This is a genomic window from Pararhodobacter sp. SW119, from assembly GCF_017811755.1.
In the GTDB taxonomy this organism is placed as follows: Bacteria; Pseudomonadota; Alphaproteobacteria; order Rhodobacterales; family Rhodobacteraceae; genus Pararhodobacter.
Map to the genome: position 1 here is coordinate 15,364 of NZ_JADDJF010000019.1, position 20,026 is coordinate 35,389.

The following is a 20,026-nucleotide window of genomic DNA, read 5'->3' on the forward strand; positions in this document are numbered from 1 at the left end:
GAAACTGCACGCCCTTGCCGCCTTTATTTCCCCACGGGGAATGGACGGCTCAATGCATGTGCCGCGCGCGGGCGGCGCGTTCGATCGCCGCGGCGGCCAACCGGTCGACGGCCAGTTCGTGGCGAATCTCCTCGAGCATGCGCAGTTCGGTCTGCTGCAGCTTGCCGTCCGCCGCGGCCACGTCGCAGGCCAGCACATAGGCGGTCTCGCGCAGCCGATCCGGCAGCGCCTCGCGGATCAGGCCGAAAAGGGCGTCGAGGCCGTCTTCCTCCTCGAGCAGGTCGAAGACGGTTTGGGCCACGTTCTTCATCCGGTCGACATCGTAGTCGGCGAAGACCGGCAGCATGCCGACCTGCAGCTCGATGTTCAGCAGTTCGGATGTGCGGATGTTCGAATCCGCCACCGAAATGGCGACCATGATCGCCACCAGACTGTCTTGCGGGGAAAGGGCGGGGGGGCGCTTGGCCATGAAATCACCTGTCGCGAACGTATCGGGCGACAATATTGACTGACGCGGGGTCGGGCAATAGGAAGCCGGGGTTGCGGGCCGCCCGCCCGCCCAGCCGGAAATGAAGCCATGACCACCCTGCGCGACGCTGCGATGACCTCCAAGGCCTGGCCTTTCGAAGAGGCGCGCCGGCTCATGAAACGCTACGAGGCGGCGCCGCCGGCCAAGGGGCATGTGCTGTTCGAAACCGGCTACGGCCCCTCGGGCCTGCCGCATATCGGCACCTTCGGCGAGGTCGCGCGCACCACGATGATCCGCCGCGCGTTCGAGGTGATCTCGGACATCCCCACGCGGCTGATCTGCTTTTCGGACGACCTGGACGGGATGCGCAAGGTCCCCGACAACGTGCCCGACCCGGTGGCCTTGCGCGAACACCTGCAGCGGCCGCTGACCTCGGTCCCCGACCCGTTCGGCAAGTATGAAAGCTTCGGGCACCACAACAACGCGATGCTGCGGCGGTTCCTGGATACGTTCGGCTTTGAATACGAGTTCATCTCGGCCACCGAGTTCTACAATACCGGCCAGTTCGACACGGTGCTGCGCCGCGCGGCCGAGCGTTACGACGACATCATGGCGGTGATGCTGAAGTCACTGCGCGAGGAGCGCCAGCAGACCTATTCGATCTTCCTGCCGATCCACCCCGAAACCGGGCGCGTCCTTTATGTGCCGATCAAGCATGTCGATGCGAAGGACGGCACAGTGACCTTCGACGACGAGGCCGGGCGCGAATGGACGCTGCCGGTCACGGGGGGCAACGTGAAGCTGCAGTGGAAGCCCGATTTCGGCGCCCGCTGGGCGGCGCTCGATGTCGATTTCGAGATGTACGGCAAGGACCATTCGACCAACACGCCGATCTACGACGCGATCTGCGCGATCCTGGGCGGTCGCAAGCCCGAGCATTTCACCTACGAGTTGTTCCTCGACGACCAGGGGCAGAAGATCTCGAAATCCAAGGGCAACGGGCTGACCATCGACGAATGGCTGACCTATGCCGCGACGGAGTCGCTGTCGTATTTCATGTTCCAGAAGCCGAAGACCGCCAAGCGGCTGTGGTGGGACGTGATCCCGAAAGCGGTGGACGAATACCACCAGCAGTTGCGCGCCTATCCGGGGCAGGGGGTGGATCAGCAACTGGCGAACCCGGTCTGGCACATTCACGCGGGCAAGCCGCCCGAGTCGCGCATGGTGGTCAGCTTCGCGATGCTCCTGAACCTCGCCTCGGTCGCCGGCGCGCAGGACAAGGCGGGGCTCTGGGGCTTCATCCGCCGCTACGCGCCCGAAGCCAGCCCCGAGACGCATCCCGACCTCGATGCCGCCGCCGAATATGCCGTGCGCTACTTCCGCGATTTCGTCGCGCCCGAGCGGCGGTTCCGGCTGCCCGACGATCAGGAGCGCGCGGCGATGGCGGATCTGGTCCAGCGGCTGAAGGGTTGGGAAGGGGGCCTTGATGCCGAGGCGCTGCAGACGATGGTCTTCGCCGTCGGCAAGGAGCACGGGTTCGAGCCGCTGCGCAACTGGTTCAAGGGCCTCTACGAGGTTCTGCTGGGCGCGTCGGAGGGGCCGCGCTTTGGCGGGTTCATCGCGCTTTACGGGATTGATGAGACCGTGGCGTTAATCGAGCGCGCGCTGGCGGGCGAACTGGCGGAGGCGCAGACGACCGCTTGACCGGCGCCAAGGGGGTGCCCCATCGATTTCGCTTTGATCCGTTTCGGCGCTTCCTGCGTATTCCTGAGATATGCAGGAGGTTCCGGATGCGCCGTTTCGCCGTCCACCTTGCCGTCATCGCCGTACTGTGGACGACCCCCGCCGCCGCGAACGAGCCCGCGGTGCGGCAGGTGATCGGCGATCAGATCGCGGCCTTCGAGGCTGATGATTTCGCCGCCGCCTTTGAGTTCGCAAGCCCCGCGATCCGCAGCATCTTCGGAACGCCCGAGCGTTTCGGTGCGATGGTGCAGCAGGGCTATCCGATGGTCCATCGCCCCGACACCCTGCGCTTTCTGGAGGCCCGCGACGGCACGCGTGGCATCGTGCAGCGGGTGCTGATCACCGACGGGGCGGGGCGGGTGCACCTGCTGGAATACGAGATGATCGACCTCGACGGGCGTTACCTGATCAACGGCGTGCGGCTGCTGCGCGGGGCCGAGGCCGGCGCCTGAGCGTAAGTCGACGCACGGGCGGGTAACCGCCGAATCACCTTTGCGACAATCAACCATTTGTGAGCGCTACCGCGGGTTGTGGCCGCTCCGGCCCTCCCATGGCTGTGCGCGGCGGCGCGGCGGGTCGTTGGGCCGGGGCGTGACGTTACGTCAGGTTGATTGACGCCCGAATGGACGGCAGTGGGCTGAAATCAGGTGGCGAATGCCGCGACCCGGGCAAACGATTTACACTTATTCCGGACATTCTGTTAAAGGATTTACACGAATATCCTTTGTAAAAAAAGAGTTACCATTTTCTTGACCCCTACGCTAGAATGCCCCTCACGGAGGAGACGTTGGAGGCAGGCCGCGGTACACGCGCCCCGTTTCCACGATGCTTGGAGGAGCACCATGTCGGATCAGAGCCAGCCGCAGACCTATCCCGCCCCGAAGGATTTCGTGAGCCGGGCGCATCTCGATGCCGCGGGTTACGAAAAGATGTACGCCGCCTCCATCGAGGACCCCGAGGCGTTCTGGCGCGAGCATGGCAAGCGCATCGACTGGATCCGCCCCTACAGCAGCGCCAAGAACACCAATTTCGAATTCGGCAAGGTCGACATCCGCTGGTTCGAAGACGGCACGCTGAACGTGTCGGCCAACTGCATCGACCGCCATGTGGTGACGCGTGGCGACCAGACCGCGATCATCTTCGAGCCCGACGATCCGAAGTCGCCGGCGAGGCACATCACCTACAAGGAGTTGCTGGAGCAGACGAGCCGCATGGCCAACGTGCTCAAGGAGCACGGGATCGGCAAGGGCGACCGCGTCGTGCTCTACATGCCGATGATCCCCGAGGCGGCCTATGCGATGCTGGCCTGCGCGCGGATCGGCGCGGTGCATTCGATCGTCTTCGCCGGCTTTTCGCCGGACGCGCTGGCCAACCGGATCAACGACTCGGAGGCCAAGGCGGTGATCACCGCCGATACCGCCCCGCGGGGCGGCAAGCGCACGGCGCTGAAGGGCAATACCGACCGGGCACTGCTGGACTGCAAGGATTCGGTGAAGTGCTTCGTCGTGAAGCACACCGGCGACCAGACGACCTGGACCGCCGGGCGCGACATCGACATGAAGGCCGAGATGGCCGAGACCAGCGCCTATTGCCCCTATACCGAGGTGGGCGCCGAGGATCCGCTGTTCATCCTTTATACCAGCGGGTCGACCGGCAAGCCGAAGGGGGTTGTGCATACCTCGGGCGGGTATCTGGTCTTTGCCGCGATGACGCATCAGTACGTCTTCGACTACCATGACGGGGATGTCTTCTGGTGCACGGCCGATGTGGGTTGGGTCACCGGCCACAGCTACATCGTCTACGGCCCGCTGGCGAATGGGGCCACGACCCTGATGTTCGAGGGCGTGCCGACCTGGCCCGACGCCGGCCGATTTTGGGAGGTCTGCGCCCGCCACAAGGTCAACCAGTTCTACACCGCGCCGACCGCGATCCGCGCGCTGATGGCGCATGGGCCGGAATGGGTGGAAAAGCATGACCTGTCGAGCCTGCGGCTGCTGGGCACGGTCGGCGAGCCGATCAACCCCGAGGCGTGGAACTGGTACAACAGCCATGTCGGCAAGGGCAAATGCCCGATCGTCGATACCTGGTGGCAGACCGAGACCGGCGGGCATCTGATCACGCCCATTCCCGGCGCGATCGCCGCCAAGCCCGGATCGGCGACGAAACCCTTCTTCGGCGTGCGGCCGGTGATCCTCGACCCCACGACGGGCGAGGAGCAGACGGGCACCGAGGCCGAGGGCGTGCTCTGCATCGCCGACAGCTGGCCCGGGCAGATGCGCACCGTCTGGGGCGATCACCAGCGCTTTCAGGAGACGTATTTCCAGCAGTACAAGGGCTACTACTTCTCGGGCGACGGCTGCCGGCGGGATGCGGACGGCTATTACTGGATCACCGGCCGGGTCGATGACGTCATCAACGTCTCGGGCCACCGGATGGGCACGGCCGAGGTCGAATCGGCGCTGGTCGCGCACGATGTCGTGGCCGAAGCCGCGGTCGTGGGCTACCCGCACGCGGTCAAGGGGCAGGGCATCTACGCCTATGTCACGCTGATGAACGGCGTCGAGCCCAGCGATGATCTGCGCAAGGACCTGGTCAAGTGGGTCCGCAACGAGATCGGACCGATCGCCAGCCCCGACCTGATCCAGTGGGCGCCGGGCCTGCCGAAGACCCGTTCGGGCAAGATCATGCGGCGCATCCTGCGCAAGATCGCCGAGGACGATTTCGGCGCGCTGGGTGACACCTCGACCCTGGCCGATCCGTCGGTCGTCGATGACCTGATCGATAACCGCATGAACCGGAGCCGTACCGATGCCTGAGGCCGACAGCCAGACCCGAACCAAGCCTGCCGTGCTGATCCTGCTGGGCCCGCCGGGGGCGGGCAAGGGAACCCAGGCGCGCATGCTGGAGGACAAATTCGGGCTTGTGCAGCTGTCCACCGGGGACCTGCTGCGCGCGGCGGTCAATGCCGGGACCGACGCCGGCAAGAGGGCGAAGGCGGCGATGGATGCGGGCGAGCTGGTCTCCGACGAGATCGTGCTGGAGATCCTGAAGGACCGGATGCAGGACCCCGACGTCGCGCGCGGCGTCATCCTCGACGGCTTTCCGCGCACCACCGGGCAGGCGCAGGCGCTGGACGCGCTACTGGAGGGGCAGGGCATGTCCATCGGCGCCGCCATCTCTATCGAGGTCGAGGACGACGCGATGGTGCGCCGGGTGTCGGGGCGCTACACCTGCGCCACCTGCGGCGAGGGGTATCACGACGAATTCAAGCAACCGGCCGTGGCCGGGGTTTGCGACAAATGCGGCGGCACGGAGTTCACCCGACGGGCCGACGACAATGCCGAAACCGTGGCGGCCAGGCTTTCGGCCTACCACGCGCAGACGGCACCGCTGATCGCCTATTACGACAAGCGCGGCGTTCTGTCCCGGGTGGACGGAATGGGTTCCATCACTGCCATCGCAGAGGAACTTGGCGCGATCGTCGACAAGGTGACGGCCTGACGCACCGCCGCCCCGTCCGCGGGCCGGGGAAAAGGTGCAGACAAGAAGCCGGCGTCCCGCGCGGGGGCGACGGCAGGAGGAACCCTGGGAGGACATGACATGTCTGACAAGTCTTCTGATGCCTACTGGAAGGCGAACATCCGGATCATCACCATATCACTGGTGATCTGGGCGCTTGTCTCGTTCGGTTTCGGCATCGTACTGCGCCCGCTGCTGTCGGGCATCCCCATCGGTGGCACTGATCTTGGTTTCTGGTTCGCCCAGCAGGGTTCGATCCTGACCTTCATCGTGCTGATCTTCTACTACACCTGGTACATGAACCGGCTCGATCGCGAGTACGGCGTGGACGAGCAGTAAGGAACAGGGCTGATGGACCAGTTTACACTCAACCTGATCGTCGTGGGCGCTTCTTTCGCGCTCTACGTCGGCATCGCCATCTGGGCGCGCGCCGGCACCACCGCGGACTTCTACGCCGCCTCGCGCGGGGTCAATCCGATCGTCAACGGGGCGGCGACCGCCGCCGACTGGATGTCGGCGGCCTCGTTCATCTCGATGGCGGGCCTGATCGCGTTTGTCGGCTACGGCAACTCCACCTTCCTGATGGGCTGGACCGGCGGCTACGTGCTGCTGGCGCTGCTGCTTGCGCCCTACCTGCGCAAGTTCGGCCGCTTCACCGTGCCCGACTTCATCGGCGACCGGTTCTACAGCCAGACGGCGCGGCTTGTCGCCGTCGTTTCGCTTCTGGTCATGTCGATCACCTACGTCATCGGGCAGATGACCGGGGCGGGCGTGGCCTTCTCGCGCTTCCTCGAGGTGGACGCGTCGACCGGCCTCTTCATCGCGTCGACGGTCGTCTTCATCTACGCGGTGCTTGGCGGGATGAAGGGCATCACCTACACCCAGCTTGCCCAGTATTGCGTGCTGATCGTCGCCTACACCATCCCGGCGGTCTTCATCTCGCTGCAGCTGACCGGGCAGTTCCTGCCGCAGATCGGCCTGTTCAGCACGCATACCGAATCCGGTCTGCCGCTGCTGACCAAGCTCGACCAGGTGCTGGTGGAACTGGGCTTCCGCGACTACACCGGGCACCACGGCTCGACCCTGAACATGGTCCTCTTCACCATGTCGCTGATGATCGGCACCGCCGGTCTGCCGCACGTCATCATCCGCTTCTTCACCGTGCCGAAGGTTTCGGACGCGCGGAAATCGGCGGGTTGGGCGCTGGTGTTCATCGCGCTGCTCTACACGGTCGCTCCGGCGGTCGGTGCGATGGCGCGTCTGAACATCATCACCACCATCTACCCGAACACGCTGGCGACCGGGGAACTCGACCTCGAGAATCCGATCTCCTATGCCGACAAGCCGCAATGGATGGTCAACTGGGAGCAGACCGGCCTTCTGGCGTTCGAGGACAAGGCGGGCGACGGCGTGATCCGCTACTACAACGAAGCCAACCCGCCGGCGATCGCGACGGAACAGGGCTGGCAGGGCAACGAGATGGTGACCTTCAACCAGGACATCCTGGTGCTGGCCAACCCCGAGATCGCGCAGCTTCCGGGCTGGGTGATCGCGCTGATCGCCGCCGGCGGTCTGGCCGCGGCGCTGTCGACGGCGGCGGGGCTTCTGCTCGCCATCTCGTCGGCGGTCAGTCACGACCTGATCAAGTCGATGATCAACCCCGGCATCTCGGAAAAGGGCGAGCTTCTGGCGGCGCGCATCTCGATGGGCTTTGCCATCGCGCTTGCGACCTACCTGGGGCTCAATCCTCCGGGCTTCGCGGCCCAGGTGGTGGCGCTGGCCTTCGGTCTGGCGGCTTCGTCGCTCTTCCCGGCGATCATGATGGGCATCTTCTCGAAGAAGATGAACTCGGCGGGTGCGGTCACGGGGATGCTGGTGGGCCTCGGCACGACGGTCCTCTACATCTTCACCTATCTGGGCTGGTTCTTCATCCCGGGCACCAACATGCTGGCCAACACGGCGGACAACTGGCTATTCGGCATCTCGCCGCTCAGCTTCGGTGCCGTGGGTGCAATCCTGAACTTCGCCGCCGCCTATATCGTGCTGGCGATGACCCGGCCCGCTCCGCCGGAAATCCAGGAACTGGTGGAATCGATCCGCGTGCCGCGCGGCGCCGGAACCGCCCAGGCGCACTGATCCTGACACCGGAAGGGCGCGCATGCCGCGCCCTTCCACCCCACCCCCCAAGGGATGCCGATGGCCATGGAAACCCGTGCCGACGCGATCAGAACCTTTCTGGAAAGCGTGCACCCCTACGACAGCCTGCCGCGGGACGAGTTGACGCAAGTCGTCGATTCCTTCAGCCGCAGGGAATACCCCGCCGGGTCCGAGATCTATGCGGCGGGCGAGCCGCTCAAGGGCATCTTCCTGATCAAGCGCGGCGCGGTCGAGGTGATCGACCGCAACGGCGAGCTGGTCTCGATCCTGGGGCCGCGCAATTCCTTCGGCGAGCGCGGGCTGATGCGCGACGGGCTGGCGCTGACCTCGGCGCGGGCGACCGAGGACAGCGTGATCTTGATGCTGCCGGTGGCGGAACTGAAGCGGCTGATCGCCAATTCGCCCGCCTTCACCCGTTTCTTCAACCGCTCGCGCCCGGCGGAATCGCGCGGCAACGACCTGAGCACGCTCAAGGTCGCCGATCTGATGGCGCGCAACCCGGTCACCTGCCAGCCCGGTGACAGCGTGCAGGACGCCGCGCGGCTGATGCGCGAGAAGCATATCTCCAGCCTTGCGGTGACGGAAAACGGCACGCTCGTCGGCATCCTGACCACCCGCGACCTGACCGCCCGCGTCCTGGCCGAGGGGTTGGCGGCCACGACCACCGTGGCCGAGGTGATGACCGCCGATCCGCTGACCCTGACCCCGGATTCGCTGGGCTCGGACATCCTGCACACGATGCTGGAGCGCCGCATCGGCCATCTGCCGATCGTCGAGGGGGGCGAGCTGCGCGGCATCATCACGCAGACCGACCTCACGCGGTTTCAGGCGGTCAGCACGGCGCAGCTGGTGCGCGACGCCGCCGTCGCCGACAGCGCCGAGGAAATGGCCGAGGTCACCGCGCGCATCCCCCGGCTGCTGATGCAGCTGGTCGCCGCCAACAACGCCCACGAGGTGGTGACACGCCTGATCACCGACATCGCCGACACCGTCACCCGCCGGCTGCTGAAGCTGGCCGAGACCCAGTTCGGCCCCGCCCCGGTGCCGTGGCTGTGGCTCGCCTGCGGCAGCCAGGGCCGGCAGGAACAGACCGGCATCACCGATCAGGACAACTGCCTGATCCTGGACGATTCGGTCACCGACGACGACATGGAATTCTTCCGCCAGATGGCGAAATACGTCTCGGACGGGTTGAACACGGCGGGATATGTCTATTGCCCCGGCGACATGATGGCGACCAATCCGCGCTGGTGCCAGCCGCGCCGCGTCTGGCGCCGCTACTTCGAGAAATGGGTCGACTCGCCCAGCCCCGAGGCGCAGATGCTGGCCTCGGTCATGTTCGACCTGCGCCCGATCGGCGGCACGCCGGCGCTGTTTCGCGACCTGCAGACCGAGACGCTGGCGATGGCCTCGAAGAACTCGATCTTCGTCGCGCACATGATCTCGAACTCGCTCAAGCACCAGCCGCCGCTGGGGCTTCTGCGCGGGTTCGCCACCATCCGCTCGGGCGAGTACAAGAACCATATCGACCTGAAGCTGGGCGGCGTCGTGCCGGTGGCGGACCTGGCGCGAGTCTACGCGATCAAGGGGCGCCTGTCCGCCGTCAACACCCGCGCCCGCCTGGAAGGCGCCGAGCATGCCGGCGTCATCTCGATCTCGGGCGCGCGCGACCTGATCGAGGCTTACGACCTGATCGCCCGCCTGCGGCTGGAAAACCAGGCCGCGCTGGTGCGGTCGGGGCGCAAGCCGGACAATTTCCTGGCGCCGTCGGACCTTAGCGACTTCGAACGCAGCCACCTGCGCGACGCCTTCGTGGTGGTGCGCACGATGCAATCGGCGCTGGGGCATCGCGGCGGCACGCTGGGCTAGGGGGCAAGGATGCTGTTCGAACTGATCGGGGCACTGTCGGCGGGGTTCGGGCTGATGGGCGTGGCCATGCTGGGCTGGCGCATTCTCGGGCGCGGCCGGTTGCCGGGGTGGATGTATCCCACCGCGGTCGCGGCCGGCATGCTCGCGTTTTCGGTCTGGGCGGAATATTCCTGGGCCGACCGGATGATGGAGGCGCAGCCGCAGTTGCGCCTGACCGATACCGTCGCCGACCCGTCGCCGCTGCGCCCGCTCAGCTATCTGCGCACGCCGGTCAACCGGTTGCGCGCGATCGACCTGACGCGCACGCTGGTGCATCCCGAACAGCCGCATCTGGTGCGCACGCTGGTCGTGTCGATGGCGCGCTGGGAACCGGTGCGCGCGGCAGAGGTTCTGATCGATTGCGAGACACCCGCGCTGGCCCCGATCGGCGCGGGCGTGGAGGTACTGCCCGACGGGTCGCTGGAGGGGGCGGACTGGCGGGCATTGAGTGCCGGGGACAGTTTGCTGCGCACCGTCTGCGCGGCGGGGGAGGAGATCCGACATGCCAGAGGGCAGGGAAGCTAAGCGCGTCCTCATCGTCGAGGACGAGGACAACATCGCCATCGCGCTCGACTATCTGATCTCGCGCGAGGGGTACGAGCACACCCGCACCGCCACCGGCGAGGGCGCGGTCGAGCTGATCCGCGAGATGCGCCCGGACCTGGTGCTGCTCGATGTCATGCTGCCCGAGGTGTCGGGCTACGAGATCTGCCAGGCGGTGCGCATGGACCCCGAGTTGAAGGACGTGCGCATCCTGATGATGACCGCGCGCGGCTCGGCCATGGAGCGGCGCAAGGGGCTGGCGATGGGCGCCGACGGCTTCATCTCGAAACCCTTCGAGTTGAAGGAGTTGCGCGCCGAAGTTCGCAGAATTCTGGCCGGCGAGCCGGCCCCCGACCTCGAGGCTATCACCCCGGAGCGCCCTGAATGATCCAGCGCCTGAGCCTCAGGCTGCGCATCCTGCTTTTCTTCGCCCTGATCGCGGCCGGCGTCGCGCTGGCCATCGGCTTCGGGCTCTGGGCGGCCTTGGCGCGGAGCGACGCGCCGGCCTTCGCCCCCGTCGCGCTGCAGGCCGGGCTGATCGCGGGCTTCCTGTCGCTGGGTCTGGTCACCGCCATCTGGTACCTCTTCGACGCCAATGTCGCGCGCGCCATCGACCGGCTCTCGGGCGCCATCCGCGCCCGCGCCCATGCCGAGATCGACAACGACCTGACGCGCGAGGCCGAGGCCGCGCGCTACCTCGGCGATCTGGCCCCCGCGGCCGAGGCGGTGACCCGCCAGCTTGCGCAGACCCGCAACGCCCTGGCCGAGGCGATCGCGCGCGAAACCACGCGCCTCGCCGCCGAGAAGTCGCGGCTGGAAACCCTGCTGGCCGATGTGCCGGTGGCGGTGCTGCTCTGCACGGCGGAGCATCAGCTGGTCTTCTACAACGGTCCGGCCGTCGACATCCTGGGCGGCGGCAACGCGCCGGGATTGGACCGCAACCTCCTGGATTACCTGCGCGAGGGGCCGATCACGCACGCCTATCAGCGCCTGTCGGGCGCGGGCGATTCCGACACCGCGTCGGACCTTCTGTGTGCCACGGTCACCGGCGGGCGCGTCCTCGCCGGGCGGATGCGGGTGCTGCGCCGGCGCGATCCGGGCATGGCGCCGGGCTACGTGTTGACGCTTCGCGACGTGACCGCCGATCTGGCCGCGCACCACCACCGTGACGCCCTGCTGTCCGAGGTCTTCGAGCGCGTGCGCCGCCCGGCGGCCAACCTGCAGACGGTGATCGGCGTCATGTCGGAACTGGATGCCGAGACCACCGACGACCTGCGCCGCGCCATGCTGGACGAGGTGCAGACCCTGACCCACGCGATTACCGACCTGGGCGCGCGCTACGACGCCAGCCAGGCCGACTGGCGGCCGCTGCCGCAGACCCGCTCGGCCGATCTGCTGGACAGCCTCAAGGCCCGGTTCGAGGCCGAGGGGCTGGAGCTGGACGTCGAGGGGCCCGAACTGATCGTCACGCTCGACGGGTTCGAGATCGTGACGCTGTTCGGCTGGCTGGGGCGCCGGCTGGCCGACAAGGGCCACGCCCGCGCCTTCCGCCTGACCTTGATCGAGGAGGATGGCCCTGGCGCGCTCCTGCGCCTCGACTGGCAGGGGCCGCCGCTGCCGGTCGGCCGCTTCGACGCCTGGCTGACCGAGGCGCTGGACGAGGCCATCGGCGATCTGACCGGGCGCGCGGTCCTGCAGGCGCACGGGACCGAGGCCTGGACCGAAAGCCCGAGCCCCGAGCAGGGCGCCGTCTGCATGCCGATCCGCAACGCCCGCCGCGCCGGCCGCCGCCCGCCGCCCATCGCGCGCAAGGTGGTCTACGACTTCGACCTTCTGTCGAAGGCGCGCAGCGCCGCCGTTGCCGACACGCGGCTGGAGGATCTGACCTATGTCGTCTTCGACACCGAGACGACGGGCCTGTCGCCCGCCTCGGACGAAATCGTGCAGATCGCGGCGGTGCGGCTGGTCAACGGGCGGCGGCTGGAATCCGAGGTCTTCGACACGCTGGTCGACCCCGGGCGGCCGATCCCGCCCTCGTCCACCGATGTGCATGGCATCACCGAATCGATGGTCAAGGGCGCGCCGACGATTGCCGAGGCCGGGCGACAGTTCCACGCCTTCGCGCGCGGCGCGGTGCTGATCGCGCATAACGCGCCCTTCGATCTGGAATTCCTGCGCCGGCACGAGGCCGGGATCGGCGCCAGCTTCGACAACCCGGTTCTGGATACCGTGCTGCTGTCGGCCGTGGTCTTCGGGCAGATGGAGCAGCATTCGCTGGATGCGCTGACCGCCCGGCTGGGCATCACCATCCCCGACGAGGCCCGCCACACCGCCATCGGCGACACGGTGGCCACGGCCGATGCCTTTCTGAAGCTGCTGCCGATGCTGCGCGCCCGCGGCTTCCAGACCTTCGGCGATGTGCTGGCCGAGGTGCGCCGCCACGGTCGGCTGCAGAAGGACGTCAACAAGGCCTGACCTGTCGCCGTGGCTTCAACGGGCGCTCAGCCGAACGGATCGGCGGGATAGCGCACCTCGGTCAGGTAGAGGCCCTGCGGCGGGGCCACGGGGCCGCAGGCGGCGCGGTCGCGCGCCACCAGCGCGGCGCCGACCCGGTCGGGCGGCCAGGCCCCGGCGCCGACCCGTTCCAGCGTGCCGACGATGGAGCGGACCTGATTGTGCAGAAACGACCGCGCGCGCAGCGTGAAGCGGAACTCGGTCCCGCCGGAATGCGGATGCGCGTCGATCGTGACCTCGTCCAGCGTCTTGATGGGCGAGGCCGCCTGGCAGAGCGCGGCGCGAAAGGTGGTGAAATCGTGCCGGCCGATCAGCGCCTGCGCGGCCTGCTGCATGGGCGCGAGATCCAGCGCATGGCGCAACTGCCAGACCATCCCGGCCTCCAGCACCACCGGCGCGCGACGGCAAAGGACGCGGAAGAGATAGCGCCGTTCGGTGGCATCGAAGCGGGCGTGGAAGGCGGGATCGGTCCGCGCGCAGGCGGTGATCGCCACCGGGGCCGGGCGCAGGTGGAAGTTCAGTGCCTCGGCCAGCCGGAACGGGTCCCAGTCGCGGGCGAGATCGGCATGCGCCACCTGGCCCTTCGCGTGGACGCCGGTATCGGTCCGCCCCGCCGCCGTCATCGGCGGCGCGGAGGGGTCGAGCCGCGCCAGCGCCGCCTCGACCGCGCCCTGGACCGAGGGCTGGTCGGACTGGCGCTGCCAGCCGCGAAACGGGGCGCCATTGTATTCGATGCGGAAGGCAAAGCGGGGCATGGCTGCGCCTTAGCGCGAATGTCGCGGGGCGTCCATTGCGCGCAGCAGGCGTGGTGCCGGACGCCCGGCCCGCGCCCACGCCACGCCCACCCACCCGCCCCGTGGCGCGGGCGCGGGCCGGGCGCGTTCCCTGGCGCGTTTCTCTGGCGAGATCCGTGGGCGCGATCCTTGGCGATGTGTGAACGCACCGTTCGGAACTGCCATACGCTTGCCATACGCTTGCCAGCCGCTTGCCATACACTTTCCAGCACCCTTGCCGGCGTCACCCGCCGCCCTCCAGGATCGCCCGCAGGCCCGCCCGATAGTCGGGATGGCGCAGGGTCACGCCCAGTTCCGGCCCCACCCGGACCGAGCGTGTGCGCTTGCTCTCGCTGTAGAAGCTGCGCGCCATCGGGCTGAGGTCGGCGGTGTCAAAAGGGACCAGGGGCGGGCAGGGCAGGCCAGCCAGTTCGGCGGCATATGCCACCACATCTTGGGGCGGCGCGGGCTCATCGTCGCACAAGTTGAATGGACCGGCCGCCCGCTGATCGGCCGCCGCGGCGACGATGCGGCCCAGATCCTCGACATGGATACGGCTGAAGACCTGCCCGGGCTTGTCGATCCGGTGCGCGGTGCCGCGGCGCAACTGATCAAACGCCGACCGCCCCGGCCCGTAGATCCCGGCAATCCGCAGGATCGCCACCGGCACCCCCGCGGCCTTTCCCAGCGCCTCCCACGCCCGCTCCGCCGCCAACCGCCCCCGCCCCCGCGCACTCCCCGGCGCCGCCGGCGTCCGCTCGTCCACCCAGCCGCCCTGCGCGTCGCCGTAAGTGCTTGTCGCGGAAAGATAACCGATCCATTTCAGCCGCTCGGCATCGGCGATCAGCGGGGTCAGCGCGCGCAGCACGGGATCGCCAGCGTCGTCGGGAGGGACCGATGTGATCAGGTGGGTGGCCTGTTCCAGCGCCATGCGCAACGCACTGCCGTCCTGACCCGCCGTCCAGATCACCGGCTCGCGCCCGGCCTTCGCCAGGGTTTCCGCGCGTTCGGCGGACCGGGTCGTGGCCAGCACGCGCCATCCGGGACCCAGCGCGCGCGCGACGTATTCGGCGGCGTATCCGTGCCCGATGCTCAGAAGAACCTGTTCCATAGGCCCAATATGCGCGTTGCGCGCGCGCCGGCAAGATCGCCGCCTTTAACTCGCACCTCCGCGCCCCTATTCTTACGGGGCGTCACTTTCCGGAGGAGCCATGGTTCTCGGCCCGATCGCCGACCGTCTGGGCCAGTCGTTCGAGGCGGTTTCGGCCACCGTGTCCGAGGCCTTTTTCGAGCCCGTGCTGCGCTTGGGCGTGACCGGCCTCAGCCGGGCGGGAAAGACGGTGTTCATCACGTCGCTGGTCAACAACCTGCTGGAATCGGGGCGCATGAGCCAGTTGCGCGCCGTGCGCGACGGTGTGATCGACGCGGCCTATCTGCAGCCGCAGCCCGACCTGACGCTGCCGCGCTTCGATTACGAGGGGCATCTGGCGGCGCTGACCGGGGCGGAGCCGAGATGGCCAGATGGAACGCGCGCCATCTCGGAGTTGCGCCTGTCGTTTCGGCTGGCGCCCTCGGGCTTCTTCGGGCCGTTGACCGGGGTGCGGCGCCTGCATCTCGATATCGTCGACTATCCCGGCGAATGGCTTCTGGACCTAGGGTTGATGGACAAGTCCTTTGCCGACTGGTCGCGGGCCACCCTGGACCGCCTGGCGGCACGGCCGCAGGCGCACGCGTTTCTGCAGGAGCTGGCCGGGGCAGACCCCGCCGGCGCGCATGACGAAGCCGTCGCGCAGAAACTCGCGCAGACCTACACCGCCGGGCTGATCGCCGCGCGCGCCGCCGGCTGGTCCGACTGCAGCCCTGGCCGGTTCCTGCTGCCGGGCGATCTGGCCGGGTCCCCGGTGCTGACCTTCGTGCCGATGCCGCGTCCCGAAAACCCGCGCCGAAGCAGCCTCTGGCGCGAGATGGAGCGCCGTTTCGACGGCTACAAGCGCGCGGTGGTGCGGCCGTTCTTCGAGACGCATTTCGCGCGCATCGACCGGCAGGTGGTGCTGATCGACCTGCTGGAGGCGGTGCATCGCGGCCCCGCCGCCCTGGAGGATCAGCGCCGCGCGATGGCCGAGGTGCTGACGGCCTTCCGGCCCGGGCCGAACAGTTGGCTGTCGGCGCTTTTGCGCGGTCGTCGGGTGGAGCGGATACTCTTTGCGGCGACGAAGGCCGACCATCTGCACCACAGCCAGCACCCCCGGATGACCGCATTGATCACCGCGATGCTGGCCGAGGCGCGCGACCGGGCGCGGTTTTCCGGTGCCCGGACCGAGGCGATGGCGATCGCCGCGCTGCGCGCGACGGTCGAGGAAAGTCGCCCTCATCAAGGCGTTGCGCGCGATCTGGTGCGCGGGCGATTGCCGGACGGGCGTCAGGCGGCCTTTCATCCCGGCGATCTGCCGGACGATCCCGCACGGCTGCTTGCGCCTGCGCGCGCCGGCGCCGAGGCGTGGTTGCAGGACGATTTCTCCGCCATGCGCTTTGCGCCGCCGTTGCTCGACCGTCGACCCGGCGACGGGCTGCCGCATATCCGCCTTGACCGAGCAGCGGAGTTTCTTTTCGGTGACCGGCTGGCCTGAGCATGAATGAGCGCGTTTCATTGTCGAAGAAGATCCCGCCGCGACCCGGCGCCGGTTCGGTGCGCGTGTCCTGCGGTTTCCGCCCTGCAACGGAGGAAGGCATGACCGACCCCGGCCGCCCCAAGCAAGGGCCTGTCCTGATCGAAATCGACGGGGAGCCATCGCCCGATCCCGGTGCGGCGCCGCCGATCGAGGATGAACTGCCCCTCGAAGGTCGCGCGATGCAGGCCACGATCGGCGCATTGTCGCGGCCGGCGCGTCCCTGGGCGCGGCTTTTCTGGGGTGCGGCGGGTGCGTTCCTGATCCTTGTCCTTGGGGTGGCGGCCTGGGACTTCGCCACGGGTCTGATTGCGCGTCAGCCCTGGCTGGGCGCCCTGGGGGCCGGATTGCTTGGGGTCCTGGTTGTCGGGCTTCTGGTTCTTGCTGTGCGCGAGGCGTTGGGAATCTATCGCCTGCGCCGGCTCGACGGACTTCGCCTCGACGCCGATCGGGCGCTGGCGGGGGGCGATCTTGCCGGCGCGCGCGCGGTCGCCGACCGGTTGGCCCGCCTTTACGCCGGGCCGCTTGCGCAGGATTGGGCAGCGGCGGACGAGCTTCTGGACGCGGATGCCGTGATCGATGCGGCCGAGGCGCGGTGGCTGGTGCCGATCGATGCGCGCGCGCGGGCCGAGGTGGAACTGGCCGCGCGGCAGGTGGCGATGGTCACCGCGCTTGTCCCCGTCGCGCTGGCCGATGTCGCGGCGGCGCTTCTGGCCAATCTACGAATGATCCGCCGCATTGCCGAACTTTACGGCGGACGCGCCGGGGCGCTGGGCAGCTTGCGGCTGGCGCGCGCAGTGGTCGTGCACCTGATGGCGACGGGCGTCGTCGCGGTGGGCGACGACATGATCGGCTCGTTCGCCGGTGGCGGGCTAGCGGCGAAGCTTTCGCGCCGGTTCGGCGAAGGCGTGGTCAACGGTGCGCTGACGGCGCGTGTCGGCGTCAGCGCGATCGAGGTCTGCCGGCCGCTGCCGTTTCGCGCAGGCAGGCGCCCCTCGGTCAGCGCGCTTGTCGGGCGGGCGCTGCAGGGGGCCTTCCGCCGCGGTTGAGCCATAAATCCCCGGTCACGATCGTTGCAGAAATACAAGTACACCATTGCGCACTGACCGCAGGCGGGTGGCCGGACAAATCCGATCTTTGCAGGCGTGCGTAGTGCTGGCAACAATCAGGCCCCGACCAGAGCGACCCCTGACATGCCGTCGATTGCCGATCATCCGCTGCGATACAGCCTGACCAACGAGCTGCACGCCCGTCCCGCGCCGGTCATCCCGGTACCGGGCACGGTCGCTTTCCTGGCGATCAAGCCCGAGAAGGACGCCGCGGCGCGGGATCGCGACCGCGATCGCGCACATCTGGAGGCGCTGCTCGATCGGTCCGGCGCGACGCATCCTGCGCCCGGCGCCACGCATCACGGCTGCAAACTGGGCCGCCACGGGTTGAAATGGGAAAGCCATACCGAGTTCGTGTCCTATACCGGCTTCGCCGCCGGGTTGCCGCAACGGCCCTTCGATCCCGCGGTCTTCGACCTCTATCCGCAGGACTGGCTGGAAGCGGCGCCTGGCGTGCGCATCACCTCGGTGCTGATCCAACTGGCCGAGTTGCCCGCTGACGCAGCCGACGGGACCGACCCGTCGATCAGTGCCTGGCTTGGGGACTGGTTCGTCGGCGAAAGCCTTGCCGTGTCCTGGGCGGTCGACGAGGCGGTGCTAGTGGCGTCGGATTTTCGCATCGACCCGGCGGGGCATATCCGCATGGCGGTCTTCGTGCGCGCCGGGACCGGGCCGCAACGGGTGGGACGCGTGGTCCAGCGGCTGTGCGAGATCGAGACCTACAAGACCATGTCCATGCTGGGTCTTGCACGCGTTCGCCAGATCTCGGCCGAGATGGGGGCGCTCGATCGGCGGATGGGCGCGTTGATCAGCGACATGGCGGCCGGCATGCCGCGGCCGGAGGCATCGCTCGATTCGCTGATGGGCGTCTCGGCCGAGTTGGAGCGGCTGCAGACCAGCACCTCGTTCCGCTTCGGTGCCACCCGCGCCTACGAGGCGCTGGTTCACGCCCGCATCGAGGTTCTGCGCGAGACCCGGTTCCAGGGCCGGCAGACACTGGCCGAATTCATGCAGCGGCGCTTCGATCCGGCCATGCGCACCGTCAAGGCGGCCGAAACCCGGCTGGCGGGAATGTCCGAACGGGCGATCCGCGCCGCCCGATTGCTTTCGACCCAGGTCGAGGTCGCGCGATCCGCGCAGAACCAGGACCTTCTGCAAAGCATGGACCGCCGCGCCGATCTTCAGTTGCGATTGCAGCGCACGGTCGAGGGGTTGTCGGTCGTCGCGATAAGCTACTATGGCGTGAATCTCGCCGCGAACATCGCCATGCCCCTGGTCGAACCGATGGGGATCGGGCGGACGCTGGTGATGGCGGGATTGACCCCGTTCGTGATCCTGCTTGTCTGGTTCGTGGTGCGTCGGCTGCGCCGGATGCTGCACTGAGGTGGGCCCCGTGACACGAAAGTTGCCTTGGGATCGTTTCAGCAGGCGGCGGCGACGGCGGCAGCAAGGCTTCGGTCCTCTGCCGCCTCGGGACCGGTGGCGCCGGGATGAAAGCGCAGCCGAAAGGCGGCAAGTCGCGTTTCCGGGGGCACGCGCGGATAGCCGATTCGGTCCAGTGATTCGGCAAGTGCGGCATCGGCATTCTCGAGGGTCCAGGGCCAGATCGCAAGCCCCCGCAGCGCGAGCCGCCGCCAGTCGAAGCGCGGGCCAGGGTCCATCTTTCGCTCGGGCGCGAGGTCGGAATGCGCGATAACGCCGGCGGGCGCGATCTGCCATCGTGTCATGATCGCGGGAAGCAGCGATTCCAGCGCGCGTATCTGCGGTTCGGTAAAGGGACTGCGCCCGTCGTTGTCGAGTTCGATCCCGATGGAGCGCGAATTGACGTCCCCCTGTCCGCGCCAGGCGCCTGCGCCGGCGTGCCAGGCGCGCGCGGCCTCGTCGACGAGTTGCCACAGCCGGCCGTCCGCGCCGATCAGGTAGTGCGATGAAACCTGCGCCTCGGGCGCGCAAAGCCGGTCCAGAGCGGCTTCGGCGGAGGACATCTCGGTGTAGTGCAGAACGATCAGTTCGGGCTGCAAGCCGTCACGCCGCGGTCCGAAATTCGGCGAAGGATGTCGGATCATTCGTCCGCTTGGAAGGCCCGGCGGAACGGCTCGGGCGTCCACCAGCAGGCATAGCCATCGCCGTCGGGGTCAAGATTGCGACGGTCGCGTTCCGGCCCGCCCGCGGCCAAAAAGGCTTCCTGCGCGGCATCATGGCTGTTGAACTGCGTGCAGTTGCGTTCCCAGAGTTGCCAGCGCAGCGGGTTGCTGCGGCGGTAGCGTTCCGTTCCGACCGGATGGGACGTGCGCAAGGCGTAGTCGACGATGTTAGGGGCCGAGGACTCGCGCGCGGCGGCGGCAGTGGAGGTTTCGGCAAACCCGTCGTCGTCAATCGGAACGAATCCCGCGGCCGGTGCACCGGTTCCGGTGCCCTGCATCGGGTTGGGGTTCGCGGCATTGGACGCGAGCGCCGCAGCCGAGGCCCCGGCGAAACCGCCCGGCGGCGGCACGAAGCGGTTCTGATCGCTCACATCGCTGCGCAGGGGCGCCGGCTCGTTCGCCGCCGGAGCGCCGACCGTGCCGGCGCAACCCGCCAGCGCCACCGTCGCGGTTGCCAGAACGAGGACGAAACGCATGCTGC

Annotated in this window: 18 protein-coding genes; 13 read left to right on the forward strand and 5 right to left on the reverse strand. The window is 68.0% G+C overall.

The features are described from left to right. Positions 1 to 49 precede the first annotated feature (49 nt). Positions 50 to 469, reverse strand: a complete 420-nt coding sequence (locus IM708_RS12305) for a tellurite resistance TerB family protein (protein WP_209426874.1) — start codon at positions 467 to 469, stop codon at positions 50 to 52. A gap of 108 nt (positions 470 to 577) precedes the next feature. Between IM708_RS12305 and IM708_RS12310 the strand changes: the two genes are divergently transcribed. From IM708_RS12310 to IM708_RS12355, 10 genes are all read left to right on the forward strand, one after another. Continuing rightward, a complete protein-coding gene (locus tag IM708_RS12310; protein WP_209426875.1) occupies positions 578 to 2,173 on the forward strand; it encodes a lysine--tRNA ligase in 1,596 nt (531 codons plus the stop codon). An 86-nt stretch (positions 2,174 to 2,259) separates the two neighbouring features. Then, the gene (locus IM708_RS12315; protein WP_209426876.1) at positions 2,260 to 2,664 is read left to right on the forward strand and encodes a DUF4864 domain-containing protein; all 405 of its coding nucleotides are present in this window, start codon (positions 2,260 to 2,262) and stop codon (positions 2,662 to 2,664) included. 390 nt (positions 2,665 to 3,054) lie between these two features. Beyond that, positions 3,055 to 5,028 carry an acetate--CoA ligase gene (acs, locus tag IM708_RS12320; protein ID WP_209426877.1) on the forward strand — a complete coding sequence of 658 codons (1,974 nt, stop codon included), beginning with the start codon at positions 3,055 to 3,057 and terminating at the stop codon, positions 5,026 to 5,028. Continuing rightward, positions 5,021 to 5,713 carry an adenylate kinase gene (locus IM708_RS12325; RefSeq protein WP_209426878.1) on the forward strand — a complete coding sequence of 231 codons (693 nt, stop codon included), beginning with the start codon at positions 5,021 to 5,023 and terminating at the stop codon, positions 5,711 to 5,713. The genes acs and IM708_RS12325 overlap by 8 nt, the downstream gene beginning before the upstream one ends. 99 nt (positions 5,714 to 5,812) lie before the next feature. Continuing rightward, positions 5,813 to 6,070 (forward strand): DUF4212 domain-containing protein, encoded by a 258-nt coding sequence (locus IM708_RS12330; RefSeq protein ID WP_209426879.1) that lies wholly within the window; start codon positions 5,813 to 5,815, stop codon positions 6,068 to 6,070. Positions 6,071 to 6,082: 12 nt separating this feature from the next. Continuing rightward, entirely contained in the window at positions 6,083 to 7,867 is a 1,785-nt protein-coding gene (locus tag IM708_RS12335; protein WP_209426880.1) for a sodium:solute symporter family protein, read from the forward strand. Positions 7,868 to 7,921: 54 nt separating this feature from the next. Continuing rightward, a complete protein-coding gene (locus IM708_RS12340; protein WP_209426881.1) occupies positions 7,922 to 9,757 on the forward strand; it encodes a DUF294 nucleotidyltransferase-like domain-containing protein in 1,836 nt (611 codons plus the stop codon). Positions 9,758 to 9,766: 9 nt separating this feature from the next. Beyond that, positions 9,767 to 10,321 carry a hypothetical protein gene (locus tag IM708_RS12345; protein ID WP_209426882.1) on the forward strand — a complete coding sequence of 185 codons (555 nt, stop codon included), beginning with the start codon at positions 9,767 to 9,769 and terminating at the stop codon, positions 10,319 to 10,321. Further along, positions 10,299 to 10,727 (forward strand): response regulator, encoded by a 429-nt coding sequence (locus IM708_RS12350; RefSeq protein ID WP_209426883.1) that lies wholly within the window; start codon positions 10,299 to 10,301, stop codon positions 10,725 to 10,727. Before IM708_RS12345 ends, IM708_RS12350 begins: the two co-directional genes overlap by 23 nt. Continuing rightward, complete coding sequence (locus IM708_RS12355; protein ID WP_209426884.1) at positions 10,724 to 12,814, forward strand: exonuclease domain-containing protein; 2,091 nt, start codon at positions 10,724 to 10,726, stop codon at positions 12,812 to 12,814. The genes IM708_RS12350 and IM708_RS12355 overlap by 4 nt, the downstream gene beginning before the upstream one ends. A 26-nt stretch (positions 12,815 to 12,840) precedes the next feature. Here IM708_RS12355 and truA read toward each other — a convergent pair whose 3' ends face one another. Then, a complete protein-coding gene (gene truA / locus IM708_RS12360; protein WP_209426885.1) occupies positions 12,841 to 13,608 on the reverse strand; it encodes a tRNA pseudouridine(38-40) synthase TruA in 768 nt (255 codons plus the stop codon). Positions 13,609 to 13,870: 262 nt separating this feature from the next. Then, entirely contained in the window at positions 13,871 to 14,737 is an 867-nt protein-coding gene (locus tag IM708_RS12365) for an SDR family oxidoreductase (protein WP_209426886.1), read from the reverse strand. Positions 14,738 to 14,837: 100 nt separating this feature from the next. Here IM708_RS12365 and IM708_RS12370 point away from each other — a divergent pair, with 100 nt between their 5' ends. From IM708_RS12370 to IM708_RS12380, 3 genes are all read left to right on the forward strand, one after another. Continuing rightward, positions 14,838 to 16,253 carry a YcjX family protein gene (locus IM708_RS12370; RefSeq protein WP_209426887.1) on the forward strand — a complete coding sequence of 472 codons (1,416 nt, stop codon included), beginning with the start codon at positions 14,838 to 14,840 and terminating at the stop codon, positions 16,251 to 16,253. Positions 16,254 to 16,354: 101 nt separating this feature from the next. Then, the gene (locus tag IM708_RS12375; RefSeq protein WP_209426888.1) at positions 16,355 to 17,341 is read left to right on the forward strand and encodes a TIGR01620 family protein; all 987 of its coding nucleotides are present in this window, start codon (positions 16,355 to 16,357) and stop codon (positions 17,339 to 17,341) included. Positions 17,342 to 17,485: 144 nt separating this feature from the next. Further along, a complete protein-coding gene (locus tag IM708_RS12380) occupies positions 17,486 to 18,784 on the forward strand; it encodes a DUF3422 domain-containing protein (protein ID WP_209426889.1) in 1,299 nt (432 codons plus the stop codon). 38 nt (positions 18,785 to 18,822) lie between these two features. Here IM708_RS12380 and IM708_RS12385 read toward each other — a convergent pair whose 3' ends face one another. After that, positions 18,823 to 19,467, reverse strand: a complete 645-nt coding sequence (locus IM708_RS12385) for an N-acetylmuramoyl-L-alanine amidase (protein ID WP_209426890.1) — start codon at positions 19,465 to 19,467, stop codon at positions 18,823 to 18,825. Further along, positions 19,464 to 20,021: an excalibur calcium-binding domain-containing protein gene (locus IM708_RS12390; RefSeq protein ID WP_245243163.1), complete on the reverse strand. Its 558-nt coding sequence runs from the start codon at positions 20,019 to 20,021 to the stop codon at positions 19,464 to 19,466. The genes IM708_RS12385 and IM708_RS12390 overlap by 4 nt, the downstream gene beginning before the upstream one ends. Positions 20,022 to 20,026: the final 5 nt, after the last annotated feature.